Annotated in this window: 18 protein-coding genes and 1 riboswitch; of the genes, 2 read left to right on the plus strand and 16 right to left on the minus strand. The window is 37.4% G+C overall.

Features of this window, described 5'->3' with window-relative positions; all coding sequences use genetic code 11:
• Positions 1-4: 4 nt before the first annotated feature.
• The 6 genes from H9635_RS09875 to trhO all read right to left on the minus strand — a co-directional run bounded on the left by H9635_RS09875 (position 5) and on the right by trhO (position 4,757).
• Complete coding sequence (locus tag H9635_RS09875) at positions 5-583, minus strand: FtsX-like permease family protein (RefSeq protein WP_191700085.1); 579 nt, start codon at positions 581-583, stop codon at positions 5-7.
• Complete coding sequence (locus H9635_RS09880; RefSeq protein ID WP_191700087.1) at positions 573-1,337, minus strand: ABC transporter ATP-binding protein; 765 nt, start codon at positions 1,335-1,337, stop codon at positions 573-575. The genes H9635_RS09875 and H9635_RS09880 overlap by 11 nt, the downstream gene beginning before the upstream one ends.
• Before the next feature lie 75 nt (positions 1,338-1,412).
• Positions 1,413-2,387 carry a sensor histidine kinase gene (locus H9635_RS09885; protein WP_191700089.1) on the minus strand — a complete coding sequence of 325 codons (975 nt, stop codon included), beginning with the start codon at positions 2,385-2,387 and terminating at the stop codon, positions 1,413-1,415.
• On the minus strand, positions 2,384-2,995 hold the full coding sequence (locus H9635_RS19475; RefSeq protein WP_191700091.1) for a response regulator transcription factor: 612 nt from the start codon (positions 2,993-2,995) through the stop codon (positions 2,384-2,386). Before H9635_RS19475 ends, H9635_RS09885 begins: the two co-directional genes overlap by 4 nt.
• Before the next feature lie 97 nt (positions 2,996-3,092).
• On the minus strand, positions 3,093-3,686 hold the full coding sequence (locus H9635_RS09895; protein ID WP_191700093.1) for a hypothetical protein: 594 nt from the start codon (positions 3,684-3,686) through the stop codon (positions 3,093-3,095).
• Positions 3,687-3,815: 129 nt separating this feature from the next.
• The gene (trhO, locus tag H9635_RS09900) at positions 3,816-4,757 is read right to left on the minus strand and encodes an oxygen-dependent tRNA uridine(34) hydroxylase TrhO (protein ID WP_191700095.1); all 942 of its coding nucleotides are present in this window, start codon (positions 4,755-4,757) and stop codon (positions 3,816-3,818) included.
• A 221-nt stretch (positions 4,758-4,978) separates the two neighbouring features.
• On the opposite strand from trhO, the gene H9635_RS09905 reads away from it, so the two are divergent.
• Positions 4,979-5,743, plus strand: a complete 765-nt coding sequence (locus H9635_RS09905; protein WP_191700447.1) for a YqjF family protein — start codon at positions 4,979-4,981, stop codon at positions 5,741-5,743.
• 126 nt (positions 5,744-5,869) lie between these two features.
• Here H9635_RS09905 and H9635_RS09910 read toward each other — a convergent pair whose 3' ends face one another.
• Entirely contained in the window at positions 5,870-8,440 is a 2,571-nt protein-coding gene (locus H9635_RS09910; RefSeq protein ID WP_191700097.1) for a vitamin B12-dependent ribonucleotide reductase, read from the minus strand.
• Positions 8,441-8,691: 251 nt separating this feature from the next.
• The gene (locus H9635_RS09915; RefSeq protein ID WP_225231237.1) at positions 8,692-9,525 is read right to left on the minus strand and encodes a lipoate--protein ligase family protein; all 834 of its coding nucleotides are present in this window, start codon (positions 9,523-9,525) and stop codon (positions 8,692-8,694) included.
• A gap of 99 nt (positions 9,526-9,624) precedes the next feature.
• On the opposite strand from H9635_RS09915, the gene H9635_RS09920 reads away from it, so the two are divergent.
• Positions 9,625-10,008, plus strand: a complete 384-nt coding sequence (locus H9635_RS09920; RefSeq protein ID WP_191700099.1) for a rhodanese-like domain-containing protein — start codon at positions 9,625-9,627, stop codon at positions 10,006-10,008.
• 128 nt (positions 10,009-10,136) lie between these two features.
• On the opposite strand, the gene gcvPB is transcribed toward H9635_RS09920, so the two are convergent.
• The 8 genes from gcvPB to H9635_RS09960 form a co-directional block, all read right to left on the minus strand.
• Positions 10,137-11,618: an aminomethyl-transferring glycine dehydrogenase subunit GcvPB gene (gene gcvPB, locus H9635_RS09925; RefSeq protein WP_191700101.1), complete on the minus strand. Its 1,482-nt coding sequence runs from the start codon at positions 11,616-11,618 to the stop codon at positions 10,137-10,139.
• A complete protein-coding gene (gcvPA, locus tag H9635_RS09930) occupies positions 11,611-12,957 on the minus strand; it encodes an aminomethyl-transferring glycine dehydrogenase subunit GcvPA (protein ID WP_191700103.1) in 1,347 nt (448 codons plus the stop codon). The genes gcvPB and gcvPA overlap by 8 nt, the downstream gene beginning before the upstream one ends.
• A 23-nt stretch (positions 12,958-12,980) precedes the next feature.
• On the minus strand, positions 12,981-14,084 hold the full coding sequence (gene gcvT, locus H9635_RS09935; RefSeq protein WP_191700105.1) for a glycine cleavage system aminomethyltransferase GcvT: 1,104 nt from the start codon (positions 14,082-14,084) through the stop codon (positions 12,981-12,983).
• 271 nt (positions 14,085-14,355) lie between these two features.
• Positions 14,356-14,448, minus strand: a riboswitch (glycine riboswitch).
• 129 nt (positions 14,449-14,577) lie between these two features.
• The gene (locus H9635_RS09940) at positions 14,578-15,090 is read right to left on the minus strand and encodes a shikimate kinase (RefSeq protein WP_191700107.1); all 513 of its coding nucleotides are present in this window, start codon (positions 15,088-15,090) and stop codon (positions 14,578-14,580) included.
• Positions 15,091-15,726: 636 nt separating this feature from the next.
• Positions 15,727-15,963, minus strand: a complete 237-nt coding sequence (locus H9635_RS09945) for a DUF3006 family protein (protein ID WP_191700108.1) — start codon at positions 15,961-15,963, stop codon at positions 15,727-15,729.
• A gap of 3 nt (positions 15,964-15,966) precedes the next feature.
• Positions 15,967-17,013 carry an MBL fold metallo-hydrolase gene (locus tag H9635_RS19480; RefSeq protein WP_318245201.1) on the minus strand — a complete coding sequence of 349 codons (1,047 nt, stop codon included), beginning with the start codon at positions 17,011-17,013 and terminating at the stop codon, positions 15,967-15,969.
• Between the two features lie 157 nt (positions 17,014-17,170).
• Positions 17,171-17,548 carry a hypothetical protein gene (locus H9635_RS09955; protein ID WP_191700110.1) on the minus strand — a complete coding sequence of 126 codons (378 nt, stop codon included), beginning with the start codon at positions 17,546-17,548 and terminating at the stop codon, positions 17,171-17,173.
• Entirely contained in the window at positions 17,541-17,765 is a 225-nt protein-coding gene (locus H9635_RS09960; protein WP_191700112.1) for a transcriptional regulator, read from the minus strand. The genes H9635_RS09955 and H9635_RS09960 overlap by 8 nt, the downstream gene beginning before the upstream one ends.
• Between the last annotated feature and the right edge of the window lie 92 nt (positions 17,766-17,857).

The following is a 17,857-nucleotide window of genomic DNA, read 5'->3' on the forward strand; positions in this document are numbered from 1 at the left end:
TGTTTTACCCCCTGCTCCACTTTCTTCTCTCCATGAATGAGTTCGTAAATAGTAACACGGTTAAATAAAAGCTTGATACTATGGATGAGAACAGGAATATACTACAAACCATTCCAATCGTTAATAGAACACCTTTTAATGAAAACATCGAAAACTCAAATGGAATATCCAGAAGTTGAGTCATTAACAGCATGAGTCCCTGATAAAAAAGTGACCCCATAAAAAATCCAACAACCATCGCAAAAATACCGAGTAAGCTATTTTCAAATAAAAACAGTTTCACAATATGCTTTCGTTTCATTCCGACTGTTAAATAAGTGCCAAATTCTCTTTTTCGCAGTCGTAGCATAAAGGCATTCGCGTAACCGAGTACAAAAGCTATAATGATACAAATTATAATCGATAGAAACACTAATCCTAATGCCAATTCCGCTATGGATTGAGCTTGAGTTTGTAACTGATCATTAAATATCAAATTATTCATTGCAAAAATAAGGGAGATCGTTAATGCAACGGTTATAAAATAAATTAAATAATTGCCAATTTGTCTTCGCACATTGCGTAAGGCTAACTTACGATACATGCCCCTCACCTCCGAGCAATGCCATCGTCGCTAAAATATCTTCATGCATCGCACGTTGACTTTGATTTCCTCGAAACAATTCATTCCAAATCTTTCCGTCCTTTAAGAACAATACCCGCTTTGCAAAGCTACCAACAAGAGCATCATGTGTCACCATTAAAATTGTGGAGTGTAATTGTTCATTCATAAATAAAAGTGTTTCCATCAGCTTTTTGGAATTGGCTGAATCTAATGCCCCCGTAGGCTCATCAGCTAAAATTATACTTGGATTTGTAATAAGTGCTCTTGCACAAGCAACACGCTGACGTTGCCCACCAGAAAGCGCCATCGGAAACTTCTTTAGCTGTTCCTGAATTCCTAACTTATTTGCAATGTCTATTAAGCGCTTCTCTGTTTCTTTAGGAGATACTCCTTGTAAATTAAGAGGGAGTGTAATGTTTTCTTCTACTGTTAAAGTATCGAGTAAATTATATTCCTGGAAAATAAATCCTAGCTTATCGCGTCGATAATCTGCTAACTCCCTTTCCTTCTTATTCGATATTTGCTCTCCGTCCAACAAAATGTTCCCTGCGCTAATTCGATCAATTGTCGCAATACAATTTAAAAGTGTACTTTTCCCCGAACCTGATGCACCCATAATCGCTATAAATTCTCCATCCCCAACTTCAAAGGAAATGCTATCAAGTGCTTTTGTTATAATGGCTTCAGCACCATAATATTTTGTTACCTGTTCAATTTGTAATCTTTTTTTCATCGAAACACCCTCCGCTTCGACATTATCATATCACGCTGTGCACGGTTCTTTTCTAACAGACTGGTAGCAGAATTCTTACATTTCCGTTAGATTTGGAAAGATTAACTGAAATCGAGTATAGCTGTTATGTTCTGATTTTATATTCAACTCGATATGTAACTCTTTGCACAGCTGTGCCACAATATATAAGCCCATTCCAGTACTTGTCCCTAATTTACGACCGTTTGACCCTGTATATCCCCGTTGGGTAATACGCTCTAATTCGTGAGACAAAATACCGATTCCATCATCTTCATAAATTAGTTCCTTACCCTTTACACGCATTGTAATCTTCGCACCAGGGCAATATTTGGCACTGTTCGTCAATAGCTGATTGACGATGAATTGTAGAGCTTTATTATCCGTATAAATATTGGCATCCCCATCAATTTCAACCTTCATTTTTGATGCAATTAATAAATCCATTTGGTTTTTCACCACATCATTTAAAATGGCATTCAGTGAATGCTCTTTCAGCTGCTTGTCCTTTTCGATGGAATCCAGCCGCGCATAATGTAAAATGTTATCAGTTAAATTATCCGCACGCTTTAGTTCCCGACGCAATTTCCAAACATCCTGCTCATTGGCTAAAATTAACGACATCGCAGTTAGAGGCGTTTTGATTTCATGAATCCATTGTTCGACGTATTCCTTATATTCTTTCGCTGAACGTTGGCTTTGCTCTACACGGGATATAGCATCTTGAGAAACAGCCATCATCGCCTCATAATATTTATGTTCTACTAAAGATTTTGGTTTTCGTAAAACTTCACCTAATAAACATATTTCCTCTAGCTTTTCCATCTGCTGCTTCATTTCTTCATAGCGCTTCTTTTCATAAAAAAAGCTTGTTATAAGCCAACTGAGCTGTATGAAAATGAAGGCTAATGATATCATGGCAATCGTTCCAAATGGTACATCAATTAACATAAAAATTAACAGGAATAAAAGATAACCAATCCATAAGAAACCTACCGATATTAGTTTAGACTGAAGAAATCCTCTGATCATAGACGGTAGCCTACGCCACGTACTGTTTTAATAAAGTCTGTCGCATTTAGTAGTTTTAGCTTTTCGCGCAATCGGTTAATGTTGACATACAATGTATTTTCATCAATATACAGCGAGTTATTCCATAAATCCTCTATAATTTCTTCCCTTGTAACAAGTTCTTTTTTCATTAAACAAGCTAAAATACGTGTTTCATTTTTGGTAAGCTCGGTAGAATTGTTTTCAAAGCTAACCATCATATTCCCTACATCCAATGTTAATCCGCGCACTGACTGATGACTCGTTATTTTTCTCATCAATAATCGCGAAATGCGCGCTAATAGGATCGAAGAATTATAAGGTTTGCGAATATAATCATCCGCACCAACGCCAAAACCAATAAGTTCGTCCTCTGTAGAATCCCGTGCCGTCAAAAAAATGATTGGCACATCTGAAGATTCTCGGAGCTTACGGCAAATTTCAAAGCCACTTTCTCCTGGAAGATTGACATCTAACAGTGCTAAGTCACACGGGGGTGCATCCACGGGTAAATAGCCATTACTTTTTAAGAGCTGTTTTAATTCTTCCAAAATTACCGTATCATCTTCTACTACATAAATTTTTTGCACAAAAAGTACCCCTTTAAAGCATTTTTCCTTATTATACACAATGTTTATTCATGAAAAACACAGCCTATTTAAAGAAATAGACTGTGAAACAAGAAAATTAAGGTAAATATATTTCAGAAATGAATACTACTTCCCCATCTTTTTCATATAATTTCAAAAATCCGCTCATTGGATCAAATTCCTCCCAAGTTACTTGTACTGATTCTCCCGGGTTTTCGAGCATCCAGATTGGCACATCCTTTTTTATACTTATCTCTTTCGTTCCTTCTGTGGATTCAATTAGTCTATAACCATTCGGCGCATCCTCATCGATGAGTTTATTCGTATACGTAATATTTATAACAAATGATTCTTCGTTAATATCGAAACTATTTAAAATAGCTGTTTTATAATTAGTTGTTTCGTTTATAACGGCTTCTTGTAAATCAAGTCGATTTTGCAAATAATAAGTGGACTCTTTGAGCAACGATAATTCATTCATGACTTGCTCCCACTCATCCAATGCTGTCAGTTTATTTTCATGGTCTACAATCGTTTCCTGCTGATCCTGAAGTGTTTGTTCAAGCTTACTTATAGTATTTCCATCTTTATTATCCGAACGGGACATTGTATTTTCGTCATTTGTACAGCCCGCCACAATAAGTGTAGCCAAAAAACATCTGAACAGTAGCGAATATTTCTTGTTGCCCAATAAAGATCCCTCTTCCTTTTTTACCCTAATAAATTACGATATTCTAATGTACTAGAAAGTTTACCTAAAGACACAAAAAAGGTAAGCTATGTAATAGCTTACCTTTCTATTATTATGATGGGTGATTTTTTATGCTTCCAGTAACGCAATTGCTTCTTCAACTTGTTGCTCAGATAGCCCATTACGTACAATATAGCGGTTACGTTCATGTTTCGTACACTCTATTGTACAGCCGCCTAAATGCTTCGCTTCGTTTTCTTCTGATGCTAAAACTTGCTTGTTGCATTCAGGATTTGCACAGTTAATATAGCGCTCACATGGTGTACCATCGAAATGATCACGACCAACTACGACATGCTCTACTTGGTTGATCGGCACTGTTAAACGCTCATCGAATACATACATTTGACCGTCCCAAAGTTGACCTTTTGTTGCTGGGTCTTTACTGTATGTTGCTACACCACCATGTAATTGACCAACATCCCCAAATCCTTCACGCTTCATCCAGCCGGAAAATTTTTCGCAGCGGATACCGCCAGTACAGTAAGTTAATACGTTCTTACCTTCAAATAGTTCACGGTTTTCACGTACCCATTGCGGTGTATCACGGAAATTCTGTACTTCTGGACGAATCGCGCCTCGGAAATGGCCAACATCATATTCATATGTGTTGCGCACATCTAAAACAACCGTATTCTCATCTTGCAGTTCCTTCATAAATTGCTCAGGGGATAAATAACGGCCAGTCAATTCATGTGGATTAACATCTTCCTCTAAGCCTAAGTTAACAAGCTCTGGTCGAGGACGGACATGCATTTTTTTGAACGCATGGCTTTCTACCGCATCAATTTTAAATACGATACCTTCAAATAAAGGATCTGACTTCATCTTCTCCATGTAGGCTTCTGTTTGCTCAATTGTTCCAGAAACTGTCCCGTTAATGCCTTCATTAGCGACTAAAATACGTCCCTTTAAACCGATTTCTTTACAGAAAGCTAAATGCTCCGCTGAGAATACTGCCGGATCTTCAATTGTTGTATAATGATAATATAATAATACTTGATAATTCATGTTTTCCACCTATCATTCATATATTTGCAGGATATACCTGATAGTTTAAAACTACCTTACAATGATAAGGTATTGCACAATCATTTCCTATCAGTATTTAGACTGATATTTTAGGACAATTTTCCCTTTTCCCACCTTTTTTATAGAGAATATATAAATAGTGATATATTTTATATATAAATAATTTAGTGCAAAGGAAGCAAAATGTGGTGAAAGAACAGATGATAACAGAAAAAAATAAGTGGGATGACAGTCATCGTCCATGGGCACTACCAAATTTACCATGGGGTATGAAGCAGACATGGAGTGATCTTTTGTTTGCCCATTACCCGATTAAATATGAAATGTTAAGAAAGATAGTACCGAAAGAGCTGGAACTGGATTCATATGAAGGAACTTATTGGATAGGAGTTGTTCCTTTCCTTATGTCAGGAGTTAGAATGAGGGGGCTGCCGCCAATTCCCGGAACTGATCGCTTTCCGGAACTTAATGTACGTACATATGTGACGATGGATGGGAAACCCGGCGTATACTTTTTTAGTTTGGATGCTGACAATTGGCCGGCTGTCAAAGGAGCCCGAACATTTTTCCATTTACCGTATTGGTATTCTAAGATGAAAATTATCAATCGTGGCTCATCCATAGAATTTGAAAGTAAAAGACGCCATGACTTGGAAATTGAATTTGCTTGTAGCTATAGACCAATTTCAGATCCCTATTTAGCAGCAAAGGGTTCTTTTGATGAATGGATGTCGGAGCGTTACTGCTTCTATACTTTAAATTCGTCAAAGACCCCTGTCCGCTGTGATATTTTGCATAGACCATGGATTATACAAAAAGCTGAAGCCGAGATTACGATAAATACGATACTCTCAAAGCAAGGCATTGAAGTGGAAAATACAGTTCCTATCGTCCACTTCGCAAAAAGGATTGACGTGCGTGCCTGGCCATTAGTCCATCATGCTACGAATCGGTTAAGTTTTTAGAGTTAAGATTTTTTTAATCCAGTTCTATATCACATAAATATCCACTAAAAAATCACCTCAACTCTAATAATTCTTTAGAGATGAGGTGATTTTATTAATGTTTGTTTCAAATTCACATGGAAAAATTTATAGTCCGCATTTCAGCTGTGCGCCACAGTTTGTACATGTGTTGCAGCCGCCCATTTCCTCTACCGTACCTTGACGGCAAACAGGACATGTATTACCTACTTCCGAACCGATTGTTACGTCAGTATCTGTTAATGGTTTAATCGTATCCACTAACACAACTTGACGTTTTACTTGATCTTCCATTTGTTTGAACTCTTCAAACTCTAATTGCTCATCTGAATTTGCCTCTTCAGCTTTTAAAGTTAATACTTGTGTATCACGGGAACCGTCAACATACACCGTACCACCTTTTGCACCGCCGCGGTATAGACGCTCGTACACTTGTTGTACTTGCTCTACTCCATAGCCTTTTGGTGCATTTACTGTTTTCGAAATCGATGAATCAATCCAGTTTTGAATAATACATTGAACATCTGCATGAGCTTCAGCAGAAAGCTCCATTGAAGATTTGAACCAGTTTGGTAAGTTATTTTCATCCACACCTGGGTTCGCATCTAAATATTCTTTTACGATTTCGGCTTTTACTTCAATAAACTTCCCTAAACGACCTGAACGGTAGTAAGTGAAGCTGAAGTAAGGTTCAAGCCCTGTCGCAACGCCGACCATTGTACCTGTGGATCCAGTTGGTGCAACCGTCAATAAATGCGAGTTACGAATACCGTTTGCCACAATATTTTCACGAATATGCTGTGGCATTTTTTTCATGAAGCCTGTGTTAATGAATGCTTCACGTAAACGCGCTGTTTCTGCTTCTGTTTGTCCTTCTAGGAACGGGAAGCTTCCGCGCTCTGTTGCTAATTCAATTGACTGCTCATAAGCTGCAACCGCAATTGTTTTGAAGATTTGATCAACAAGTGCATTGCCTTCTTGGGAACCATATTCTTTTTCACAATAGATTAGTAAATCCGCAAGCCCCATAACACCAAGACCTACACGACGTTCACCAAGTGCTTGCTTTTTATTTTCGTCAAGGAAGTAAGGTGTTGCATCAATTACGTTATCCTGCATACGTACGCCAACTTTTACTGTTTCACGTAACGCCTCAAAATCAACTGTTTTTGATTCCTTATTTGCAAACTTCGCTAAGTTTACTGCAGCTAAGTTACAAACAGAATATGGAGCTAATGGTTGTTCACCACAAGGGTTTGTCGCAACGACTTGCTGACCGTATGCTTTCGCGTTCGTCATGTCATTTGCGTTATCAATGAAGAAAATCCCTGGTTCTGCAGCATATGTTGCACAAATATTAATCAAATTCCAAAGTTCTTTTGCTTTAATTGTACGATATGTGCGCACTGGGTACCCAAGCTTTTCCCATTCGCGAACATCGCCAACTTCATGCCATTTTTCATTGTAATCTTTCATTTGCTCTGGCGTGTAGTTTGCTACATCCGGGAAGCGCAGTGGGAATTCCCCGTCATTTTCTACAGCTTCCATAAATTCTTTAGTTAATGTTACTGAAATATTCGCACCCGTTAAGAAGTCTGCATTATGGACTGAATACGTTCCGCCATCACGAAGCTTCGTTTCAGCATCACGGATAATCGCTTCATTAAATCCACCAAAGCCTTCAATATTTTTATAGTTCACAATACCTTGATACATCGCATCTTCTTGATGTGATAAAGGCTTGAATTTTAATTTTTCTTTTGCTAGACGAATAATCGATTCATCATCGGTATTCTCGATTAAATAACGTAGAATACGAGGGTTTTGCATTTTTGAAATGATAAACTCTACGATATCTGGATGCCAGTCTGCCAACATAATCATTTGAGCACCACGGCGAGAACCACCTTGCTCAACAAGATGTGTCAGCTTGGCAATATCATCAAGCCAGCTCACAGAACCACTTGATTTACCGTTTACACCGCGCGCTAATGTGTTACGTGGACGGAGAGTTGAACCGTTTGTACCAACACCGCCACCACGGCTCATAATTTCCATTACTTGCTTACGGTGGTCACTGATTCCTTCACGAGAGTCTGCCACAAATGGCATTACGTAACAGTTGAAGAATGTTACTTCTGTTTCCGAGCCAGCGCCATAAATTACACGGCCTGCCGGAATGAAGTTCATCGATACAAGCTGTTCGTAAAACTTCTCGAACCATTCTTTTCGCTTTTCTTCAGTTTTTTCTACAGATGCTAAGCCTGTTGCATTTCGCTTTGCAATCTGCTCATAGAAAATTTCCAAAGGCTTTTCAATAATATCTAAAGAGCGCTCAATTATTCCTGTTGTCTGCTCTTCTCCCTCTAGTACGTGGCGATAATCCTCTTCAATTTCAATAAGTGCACTCTTCTTTTCCAGATCAATTGATTGGATAATACCCAGTCCACGTGCTGGGAATTTGGGATCCTGCTTTACTGTCAGTACAACAAAATCTCCTGCTTTTAATGTTTTCTTTTCTGTATCCTTAAAAGAATACCGGTCAATCATGACAAGACGCGACACACCTTTATGCGTAATATGCATATCCGGTGTAATCGGATGAACTTGAGGAAATTGCTTAATATCCTGATTTAACTGATTGAATGGGATGGATTGTTCTAAAACACTTACCACCATGCAAGCCCCCTTTGAACGCTATTTAATAATGTTAACATTCCCAACAAAAACGAGAATCAAACACCATATCTTGTGTTTGATTCATTAGGACTATCCCATATGTTGAGTTATATATAATTCCTTAAAAAAGATTACACCAAATATTTATTTCAATCAAGGGTTGATTTTTTTTAGTTTATGTTAAATCCCTGTATATCAACGTTTCGAGTATCAAAATTTTTTTCACAAAAATAAAAACAAATGTTCGTAATCTATTTTTTGAAATTCCAGTCATCTGTTAAATATTTTTTTTGCATTAATTGATCCACATATTGCTGTTGTTTTTCGTTTAATTCATATGGAATCAAATCAATATTTAGTGCCTCTTCAAATCCTTTTGAAAATGCATTTACACATTGCTCAATTGTAAATGGGCTATCGACAAACTGATTCATCGCTACTGCCTTTTCAGGTAATTTTTTTCTCATTCTTTCTTTTGCCTCAGCAGAATCGAAATTAAATACCGATAATAACAATTCTTCATTCAAATCCAATAATATTGCGCCATGCTGTAATATGACACCTTTTTGACGTGTTTGCGCACTGCCTGCCACTTTTTTTCCTTCTACAACAAGCTCATACCAGCTTGGCGCATCGAAGCAAACTGCACTTTTCGGCTTTTTCAGATCATCCAGCTGTTCCTTCGTTTCTGGTACACTGAAATAGGCATTTAACCCGAGATGACGAAACCCCTGTAAAATCCCTTCGCTAATAACACGATATGCTTCTGTTACCGTCTCAGGCATATTCGGATAGCTTTCAGAGACAATCACTGAATATGTTAGCTCCTGATCATGTAAAACAGCACGCCCACCAGTAGGACGGCGAATAAAACCTAAATTTTGCTTTTGGACTGCTTGTAGATTAATATCTTTATGTACTTGCTGGAAGTAACCGATTGATAAAGTTGCAGGATTCCATTCATAAAATCGAATGACAGGGGGGATTTCTCCTTCACTGTGCCAATCAAGCAAAGCTTCATCTAACGCCATATTAAATGCCGGGCTACATGGACCGGAATTAATAAAATACCATTGTTTTTTCATAATTTCTCGCCTCCAATAATACATTTTAGCAAACTGGCTCGACTAACTCTAGTTCATCTCTTATAATAGAAAGTACAGAAAGAAAGGGGCAATATCGCTGTGACAATTTTATACACGATTCTAGCAATTTTAGTCGTAATCGTTGCTTACGTAGTAATCAATTCAATGCGATTGAAAAAAGCGGTAACAAATTTAACGCAGGAACAATTTATTGAAGGTTATCGTAAAGCACAATTGATCGATTTACGCGAACCGAAAGAATTCGAAGCCGGCCATATTTTAGGCGCTCGAAACATTCCTATGACGCAATTCAACACACGTCATAAAGAAATACGTCCTGACCTGCCTGTTTACCTTTACTGCCAAAATTCCGGCCGTAGTGCACGAGCAGCACTATCTTTAAAGAAAAAGGGTTATAGCCAGCTTTATCAATTGCAGGGTGGCTTTAAAACTTGGACAGGTAAAGTAAAATCAAAAAACTAATCTTAAAGGCTCTCTAGATCATTAGAGGGCTTTTAATTTTGAGTTTCTACTATTATAAAGTAAATTGTAAGAAGTCTAACTTCTCCATTAGAAAAAGGGTCAGAATATCTCTGACCCTTTTGAAAATATTAAGACACTGTTACTTGTTCTTGTTTTTTATAACGTAATACTGGCGTTCTTGCAGCACGTGTCTCGTCCAGACGGTTAACAACTGTCGTATGAGGGGCTTCCTGAACTAACGCAGGATTATCTATTGTTTCTTGTGCGATTTGAATCATTGCATCACAGAATGCATCTAAAGTTTCCTTCGATTCTGTTTCAGTCGGTTCAATCATAATTCCCTCTTCAACATTTAATGGGAAATATACTGTTGGTGGATGATATCCGAAATCAAGCAGGCGTTTTGCGATATCCAGTGTTCGTACGCCTAATTTCTTCTGGCGACGCCCCGATAAAACGAACTCATGCTTACAATGACGGTTATATGGCAAATCAAAATGCTCTTCTAAACGGCGCATCATATAATTTGCATTTAATACTGCATATTCTGTAACAGCTTTTAAGCCATCTGGTCCCATCGTACGGATATACGTATAAGCACGAACATTTATGCCGAAGTTTCCGTAATATGGTTTTACACGACCAATTGATTGTGGACGGTTGTAATCGAAGTGGTATGTACCATCTTCTTTTTTCACTAGTACTGGTTTTGGCAAGAATGGAATTAAATCCGCTTTTACACCTACAGGACCTGAACCTGGGCCGCCACCACCGTGTGGACCAGTAAATGTTTTATGAAGGTTTAAGTGAACACAGTCAAAGCCCATGTCACCAGGACGCGCTTTACTCATAACGGCATTTAGGTTTGCGCCATCATAGTAAACTTTTCCGCCAACACCGTGAACAATATTCGCCATCTCTATAATATTCTCTTCGAATAAGCCTAAAGTATTTGGGTTTGTCAGCATTAATGCTGCTGTATCTGGACCAACTACACGACGTAAATCTTCTAAGTCGACTAAACCGTCTTCCCCTGATTTAATAGTAATTGTTTCAAATCCTGCAACCGTTGCAGAAGCCGGGTTTGTACCATGTGCTGAGTCCGGAACAATTACTTTATTTCGATGCCCTTCTCCATTTGCTTCATGGAATGCACGAATCATCATCAGTGCTGTCCATTCACCATGTGCACCTGCTGCCGGTTGTAGCGTTACTTCATCCATACCCGTAATTTCCTGTAGGGATGTCTGTAAATCGTACAACAATTCCATTGCCCCTTGAACTGTTGACTCATCCTGTAATGGATGAATATTCGCGAAACCAGAAAAACGTGCAACTGTTTCGTTAATTTTTGGATTGTATTTCATCGTACAAGAACCTAGTGGATAGAATCCTGAGTCCACACCATGGTTACGGCGGGAAAGTGCTGTATAGTGACGCATAATATCCAATTCAGAAACTTCAGGTAGCTCAGCTGCTTCTTGGCGTACTAAATTTGATGGAATAAGCTCCTCAAGATCAAAATCAGGAACATCTAGTGGCTCTAAGTTGTAACCAATACGGCCTGGTTTTGTAATTTCGAAAATGAGTGTTTGGTTTTCGTTATTCATTATAAGCCCCCATTTCTGCAACTAGTGCATCAATTTCTTCTTTTGTACGTATTTCAGTAACAGCGATTAGTGCATGGTTTTCTAATTCAGGGTAAACTCGCCCTAAATCAAATCCACCGATGATGCCTTTTTCAATTAATGCTTTATTTAACTGTGTCACATTATGTTTTGTGTTTACTACGATTTCGTTGAAGTGCGCACCTTGGTATACAACTTCGAATCCAGCTGCTTCAAACGCATTTTTTGCGTAACGTGTTTTCACGATATTTTGTTTTGCCATTTCCTGCATGCCTTGCTTTCCAAGTGCTGTCATTGCAACTGATGAAGCAAGAGCAAGTAACGCTTGGTTTGAGCAAATATTTGATGTCGCTTTATCACGACGAATATGTTGTTCACGTGCTTGTAATGTCAATACGTAACCTCTACGTCCATCTTGGTCTACTGTTTCCCCAACTAAACGTCCCGGTACTTTACGCATCAATTTTGTCGTAACAGCGAAGTAACCGCAGTGTGGACCACCAAAAGCTTCGGAAATGCCGAATGGCTGTGCGTCACCAACTGTAATGTCCGCTCCTAATTTTCCTGGAGGTGTTAAAACGCCAAGTGCTAATGGATTAGCAGATACGATAAATAATCCTTTTGCATCATGTGTAATATCTGCAAGAGGTTGTAAGTTTTCAATTTGTCCGAAGAAGTTTGGATATTGCACGATAACACCAGCTGTTTGATCGTCAATTAATCCTTTTAACGCTTCAACATCTGTTACACCGTCTTTTGTAGGGATTGTTATCACTTCAATTGATTGACCGTATGCATACATCGTTACTACATCTTTATACTCAGGGTGTACTGCACCGGAAACTAATAGCTTTTTACGGCGAGTATGGCCTGCAGCAAGCATTCCTGCCTCTGCTAACGCTGTCCCCCCATCATACATAGAAGAGTTTGCGATATCCATACCTGTAAGCTCGGCGATCATCGTTTGGAACTCAAAAATTGCTTGTAACTCACCTTGGGAAATTTCCGGTTGGTATGGCGTATAGGCTGTATAAAACTCTGACCGGGAAATAACATGATCAACAATTACAGGTTTGTAGTGATTATATACACCAGCACCTAAAAACGATACATTGCTAGCAGTATCTTTGTTTTTTGACGCCAGTTGCGATAATTCCTTCATTAAAGCTGCTTCTGATTTTGCAGGTTTAATATTGTAGTTTCCTTGGAAGCGAACTTTTTCCGGGATATCTGCAAAAAGTTCATCGATTGTAGCAACTCCGACGCGATCTAACATTTCTTGCTTATCTTGTTCCGTCATTGGTAAATAACGATGTTTCATTGTTAACCCTCTTTTCAAAAGTATTATTTTGTACGTTTATAAAACGGTTTTTCCACAATTACTGCTTTCGCTCTATTTTTGCGAATTTCAACTTCTAACTCAGTTCCGACTTCAGCGAATTTTGCGTCAATTAAAGCTAGACCGATGTTGCGTTTCGTCATCGGAGATTGTGTACCTGTTGTAACTTCTCCAATTTCAATACCATCTTTAAATACTTTATAGCCGGTACGTGGAATCCCTTTATCAATCATCTCAATACCTACTGATTTACGAGCTAGACCTTTTTCTTTTTGATCAATTAATGCTTGTTGTCCGATAAATTGTGGTTCTTTAGCTAATTTCACTGCAAACCCAATCCCAGCTTCAAGTGGTGTAATCTCTTTAGACAGTTCCTGTCCGTATAATGGCAGGCATGCTTCAAATCGTAATGTATCGCGGGCACCTAAACCAGCTGCAACAACACCTTTGTCTTTACCTGCATCCAAAATTTTATTCCATAGTTCGATAATAGCTTCTGGTGTACCGTAAAGTTCAAATCCATCTTCACCTGTATAACCAGAGCGTGATACAAGTACCGATTGTCCAGCTACATCAACATTGTCTTTAAATTTGAAATATTTAATCGCTGCCAAGTCTTCCGTCGTTAACGATTGCAGCAATTCCTCTGCTAATGGACCTTGTAATGCAATTTGAGCATAGTCATCTGAAGCGTTTGTTACTGTAACATTGCCTTCTACATGATTTTGCAACCATTCGAAGTCTTTTTCAATATTAGAGGCATTGACACAAAGCAAATAGCGCTCATCTGCTAAACGATATGTTAATAAATCATCTACAACTCCGCCGTCTTCATAGCATAGTGCACTGTATTGTGCCCCGCCAACTGCAATTTTGGAAATGTCATTCGTCAGCATTTTTTGTAAATATGGTAATGCATCTGAACCTTCTACAAAAATTTCTCCCATATGTGAAACATCAAAAAGACCAGCACGGTTACGAACTGCATCATGTTCTTCTTTAATAGAAGAAAATTGTACAGGTAATTCCCACCCACCAAAGTCAATTGTTTTCCCACCATATTTTGCGTATTCATCAAATAGCGGTGTACGTTTTAATTCATTTGTCATGTCATTTCCTCCTTAAATTTTTTATGTTATAACCATTGTAAAAATGTGACGGGGAATGATTAATTTGTGCGGTACAGCTAGCTGCCTCTTTTTATTTTTAAATTCGAAAACGTATTTTTTCCCATAAAAAAAGACAGACGAATCCCATTTAATAGGATTCTCTGTCCTTGCACCTGAAAGTTACACCTAAATTTGATACTCTATCACATTTTAGGCTTTCCCCTTTGGTGGCTGGCAGTAACTTGTACTACAACAGCACTCTCCAGAGTTGCGTCAAATACGAGTCTTTTTGCCTGAGAGATTCATAGCACCGCTATTTGCTCCTTCGGCGACGTGACATCACGTTCTCTCCCCGTATCATCATCCGCGCTAGTTTTTCAACTAATTTAAATTAACTGTACTCTTAGCAATATCCTAACATTGAATGTGTTGTAAACGCAATCTTTTTTTAATTTTACTTAATAAACGAACATTACTGCACTTTTTAAAGCGATTATTCGCCTTTTAATCTATTCACTTGAAAAGCAATGTATTCAACTATTTGTCTTAAAGATCTACCTACTGTCAGTACTTGTATATGGCTTGCTTCCCGATAAGCCTTTCTACGGCTATGATATAGTTCTTCCAACTCTTCTTCTGTCTTTATTTGTACTATGGGACGGTTTTTATCATTACGAATTCGCATATATATATCTTCGAATTTGGCGTCAAGGAAAAAGACTAGCCCTGTCTTTCGCATAATTTTACGATTTTCTCCATTAACAGCTACCCCACCGCCAGTCGAGATAATGCATGCTTCATCACGGAAGTTTTTTAAAAATTCCGTCTCTATTTTTCGGAAGTGTGCTTCCCCGTATTGTTCAAAGATTTCCGGAATTGACATTCCCTGTTGCCGAACGATTTCATGGTCCATATCATAATAGGGCATCTTTAAGAAATAGCTTAATCTTCTGCCAATTGCACTTTTTCCGCATCCCATAAATCCAACTAAATATATTTTTCGCATGCTGTTCACCTTCTTCTAATTACGAACTACTTATCCATAGCACCTCAATTTCAATATATCAAAAACTGGTTTTGTACTTTAATGTGAAATTCCAATTTTTAATGCATTACTTACTACTTCCCATCAACGATGCTTAGGTGATTTTCACTTTAAGTATTTTTTACCCAATTTTTAATAATTGTCGAGATATTAACTTCTTTCATTTAAATTTCACACTGTCATTTCCCTCTATTTTTAGAGACAGATGACAATTGTTGAAAGAAGTCGAAACTTCAATGAGTATTTAGTATGTTTATCGTAGCACGAACGTAAATAGATTCCAATGAATTATAAAAATTTGTAATCAAGTATTTGGGTTATTTTTTTTCAAAAATAAATATTAATTCTTTTCTGATGTTTTGTAGTATATATCCTAACAAAACGCAGTTATTTATAATTAGGGTGTTTTTATTATATTTCAAGACATTTATTTATTATAAAGTTAATCCCGATTCTAACCGAATCTTATTGAACGAATTGGGGTACAGTTGGGGTACAGTTCTAAACTAAATTTATTTCTAAACACTAAGCATAGGCAGGTGCGATTACATTTATTAAAACAAAAAAACCTCCCACTATTAATGGAAGGTTTTTTTGCTATTTTTTATTCTTTAACTTATCAATCAAACTCTGAACATCACTTTTACGAATTTCTTTTTCATTATCTAGTTTTGTTAAGGTATATAATTCATCTTCTAATTTAATCTCAACTATGTCACCTTCTAAAATTCCATCCGGTACAAATTTGTTAGAGATTTCTACTTGATTCTCTTCATTACCTTTTTCAACAAAGACGTATAAGTCATTTTCTATTCTATCTAAAGTGTACTTCATATATTACTCACACGCCCATCCATCTTTATCTCTATCCATTTTTGATTGATACGCAGGATGTCCTTTTCCAACTCCAGCAGGATATACTGTACGTAAATCTGTACAGTTTTTAAAGTTGGTTCTTGTTGCAGGCTTTGTCGTTTTTACTGGTGTTGTTTTTACTGGTGTAACTTTTGGAGCAGGCTTTGTTGTCTTTACAGGTGTAGCAGATGGTTTTGAACAGTCAGTAGTCACTGTATGTTTAATCCCATCTGTTTTAACTATGATATTACAATGTTTTGCTGTTTCGTATACCTTAGCCCCAACATTCTTTAATCGAGATGGAATCGCTACATGCGGATGGCCGTAGCTATTATTTTTTCCGTAGCTTAGGATTCCTACTTTCGGTTTTACATTACTAATAAATTTGGCAGAGCTACTTGTATTCGAACCATGATGTCCTGCTTTTAATACTGTGGCCGTCACATTAGTTGTAGCCATTAATGCATCTTCAATCTCTACACTAGCATCGCCCATTAGTAAGAATGAAACTTTGTTGTAAATCATTTTCAAAACAATTGAAGCATCATTATTATCTGTTGCACTTTCATTTGCGTATAGAACTTCCAAGTTCATTTTTGGATCTAATTGATACGTTTTGCCGACTGTAGGTACATGATACTTGATATTTTTCTTGTCGACCAAAGTCAGCATCTCATAATATGTATCGGTTGTATGTGCTTTACCTGAATCAATAAAGTTTTTTACTGGAATTGAATTTAGAACGTTGATTAAACCACCAATATGGTCAGCATCTGGATGTGTTGCCACTACATAATCCAGTGATTTAACACCTTTTGCTTTTAAGTAAGCAACTACATCTTTGCCAGCAGAACGTGGACCGCCATCGACTAACATTGTCTTACCACCTGGCGCCTTTACTAAAGTGGCATCTCCTTGTCCAACATCAATAAAGTGTACCTCTAATTCCTTTGTATTTGCACTTGCTGTTGGTAATGAAATCGAGACTATTAGCACGATTGCAAAAAATAAACTTAGTATTTTTTTCATAATAACCCTCCTGTTTAGAGTATATAACCGGTTGGTATTATTTACAATATAATAAATAAAAACCCTCTTATAAAAAACATAGTTGATATAGTCCAGCACAAAGGACCTCAAGTGATGTCTTTTCAGGATGGGACATTACATTATTAATAACTTGAGGTTATTTTCTGTCTGCAGGAGTGCGATATTCCATTCCAAGTACACGTTTCATCTCTTGACTTACCCAGTTCCGTAAAGCGATGTTCCCGTAACTTCTCGTTTCATTCATTCCTCTGAACAATATAAAGTACTCGGTTATAAAATCGTCCGAACTTTTCTTTTCAATTTTGCATCCCTTCTTATATAGATAGTCCTTCATTTTTTTAAATTCCTGAAAGGTTTCATTTATTTTCACATCGTACCATTCTTCAAAAATCTTACTCATTTTCAATTGGTTTAAATGATTTTTATCGCGCTCCAGTGTCTTTAAGAACAATTCCAATATGATATATCGGTGAATGTCATCGCTGATATCCATAATTTCCTTTTCCTTATGCATTTAAACCACTCGCCCTATTAATCACTGGATATGCAGCTAAGATATTATCGAATTTAAAAGTGCGTTTTGCATGACGTGTAAAACAGTACGCTTGCACAGTATCACCGACAATTTTAATTAATTTAATACGTCGCTTTGTGATCGTGTTATCTTTGGCCATGTACATAATATCTACAATCTGATTGTGTTGCATTGTCTTTTTAATTTGGTCTTTCATAATAACACTCCGTTCTATTTTTCATCATTATAGAACAAATGTTCCTGTTTTAAAACAAGGAATTTTTAGATATAGTGACAAATAAATGGGTG

Origin of the sequence: Solibacillus faecavium (genome assembly GCF_014836905.1) — a bacterium.
GTDB classification, from domain to species: domain Bacteria; phylum Bacillota; class Bacilli; order Bacillales_A; family Planococcaceae; genus Solibacillus; species Solibacillus faecavium.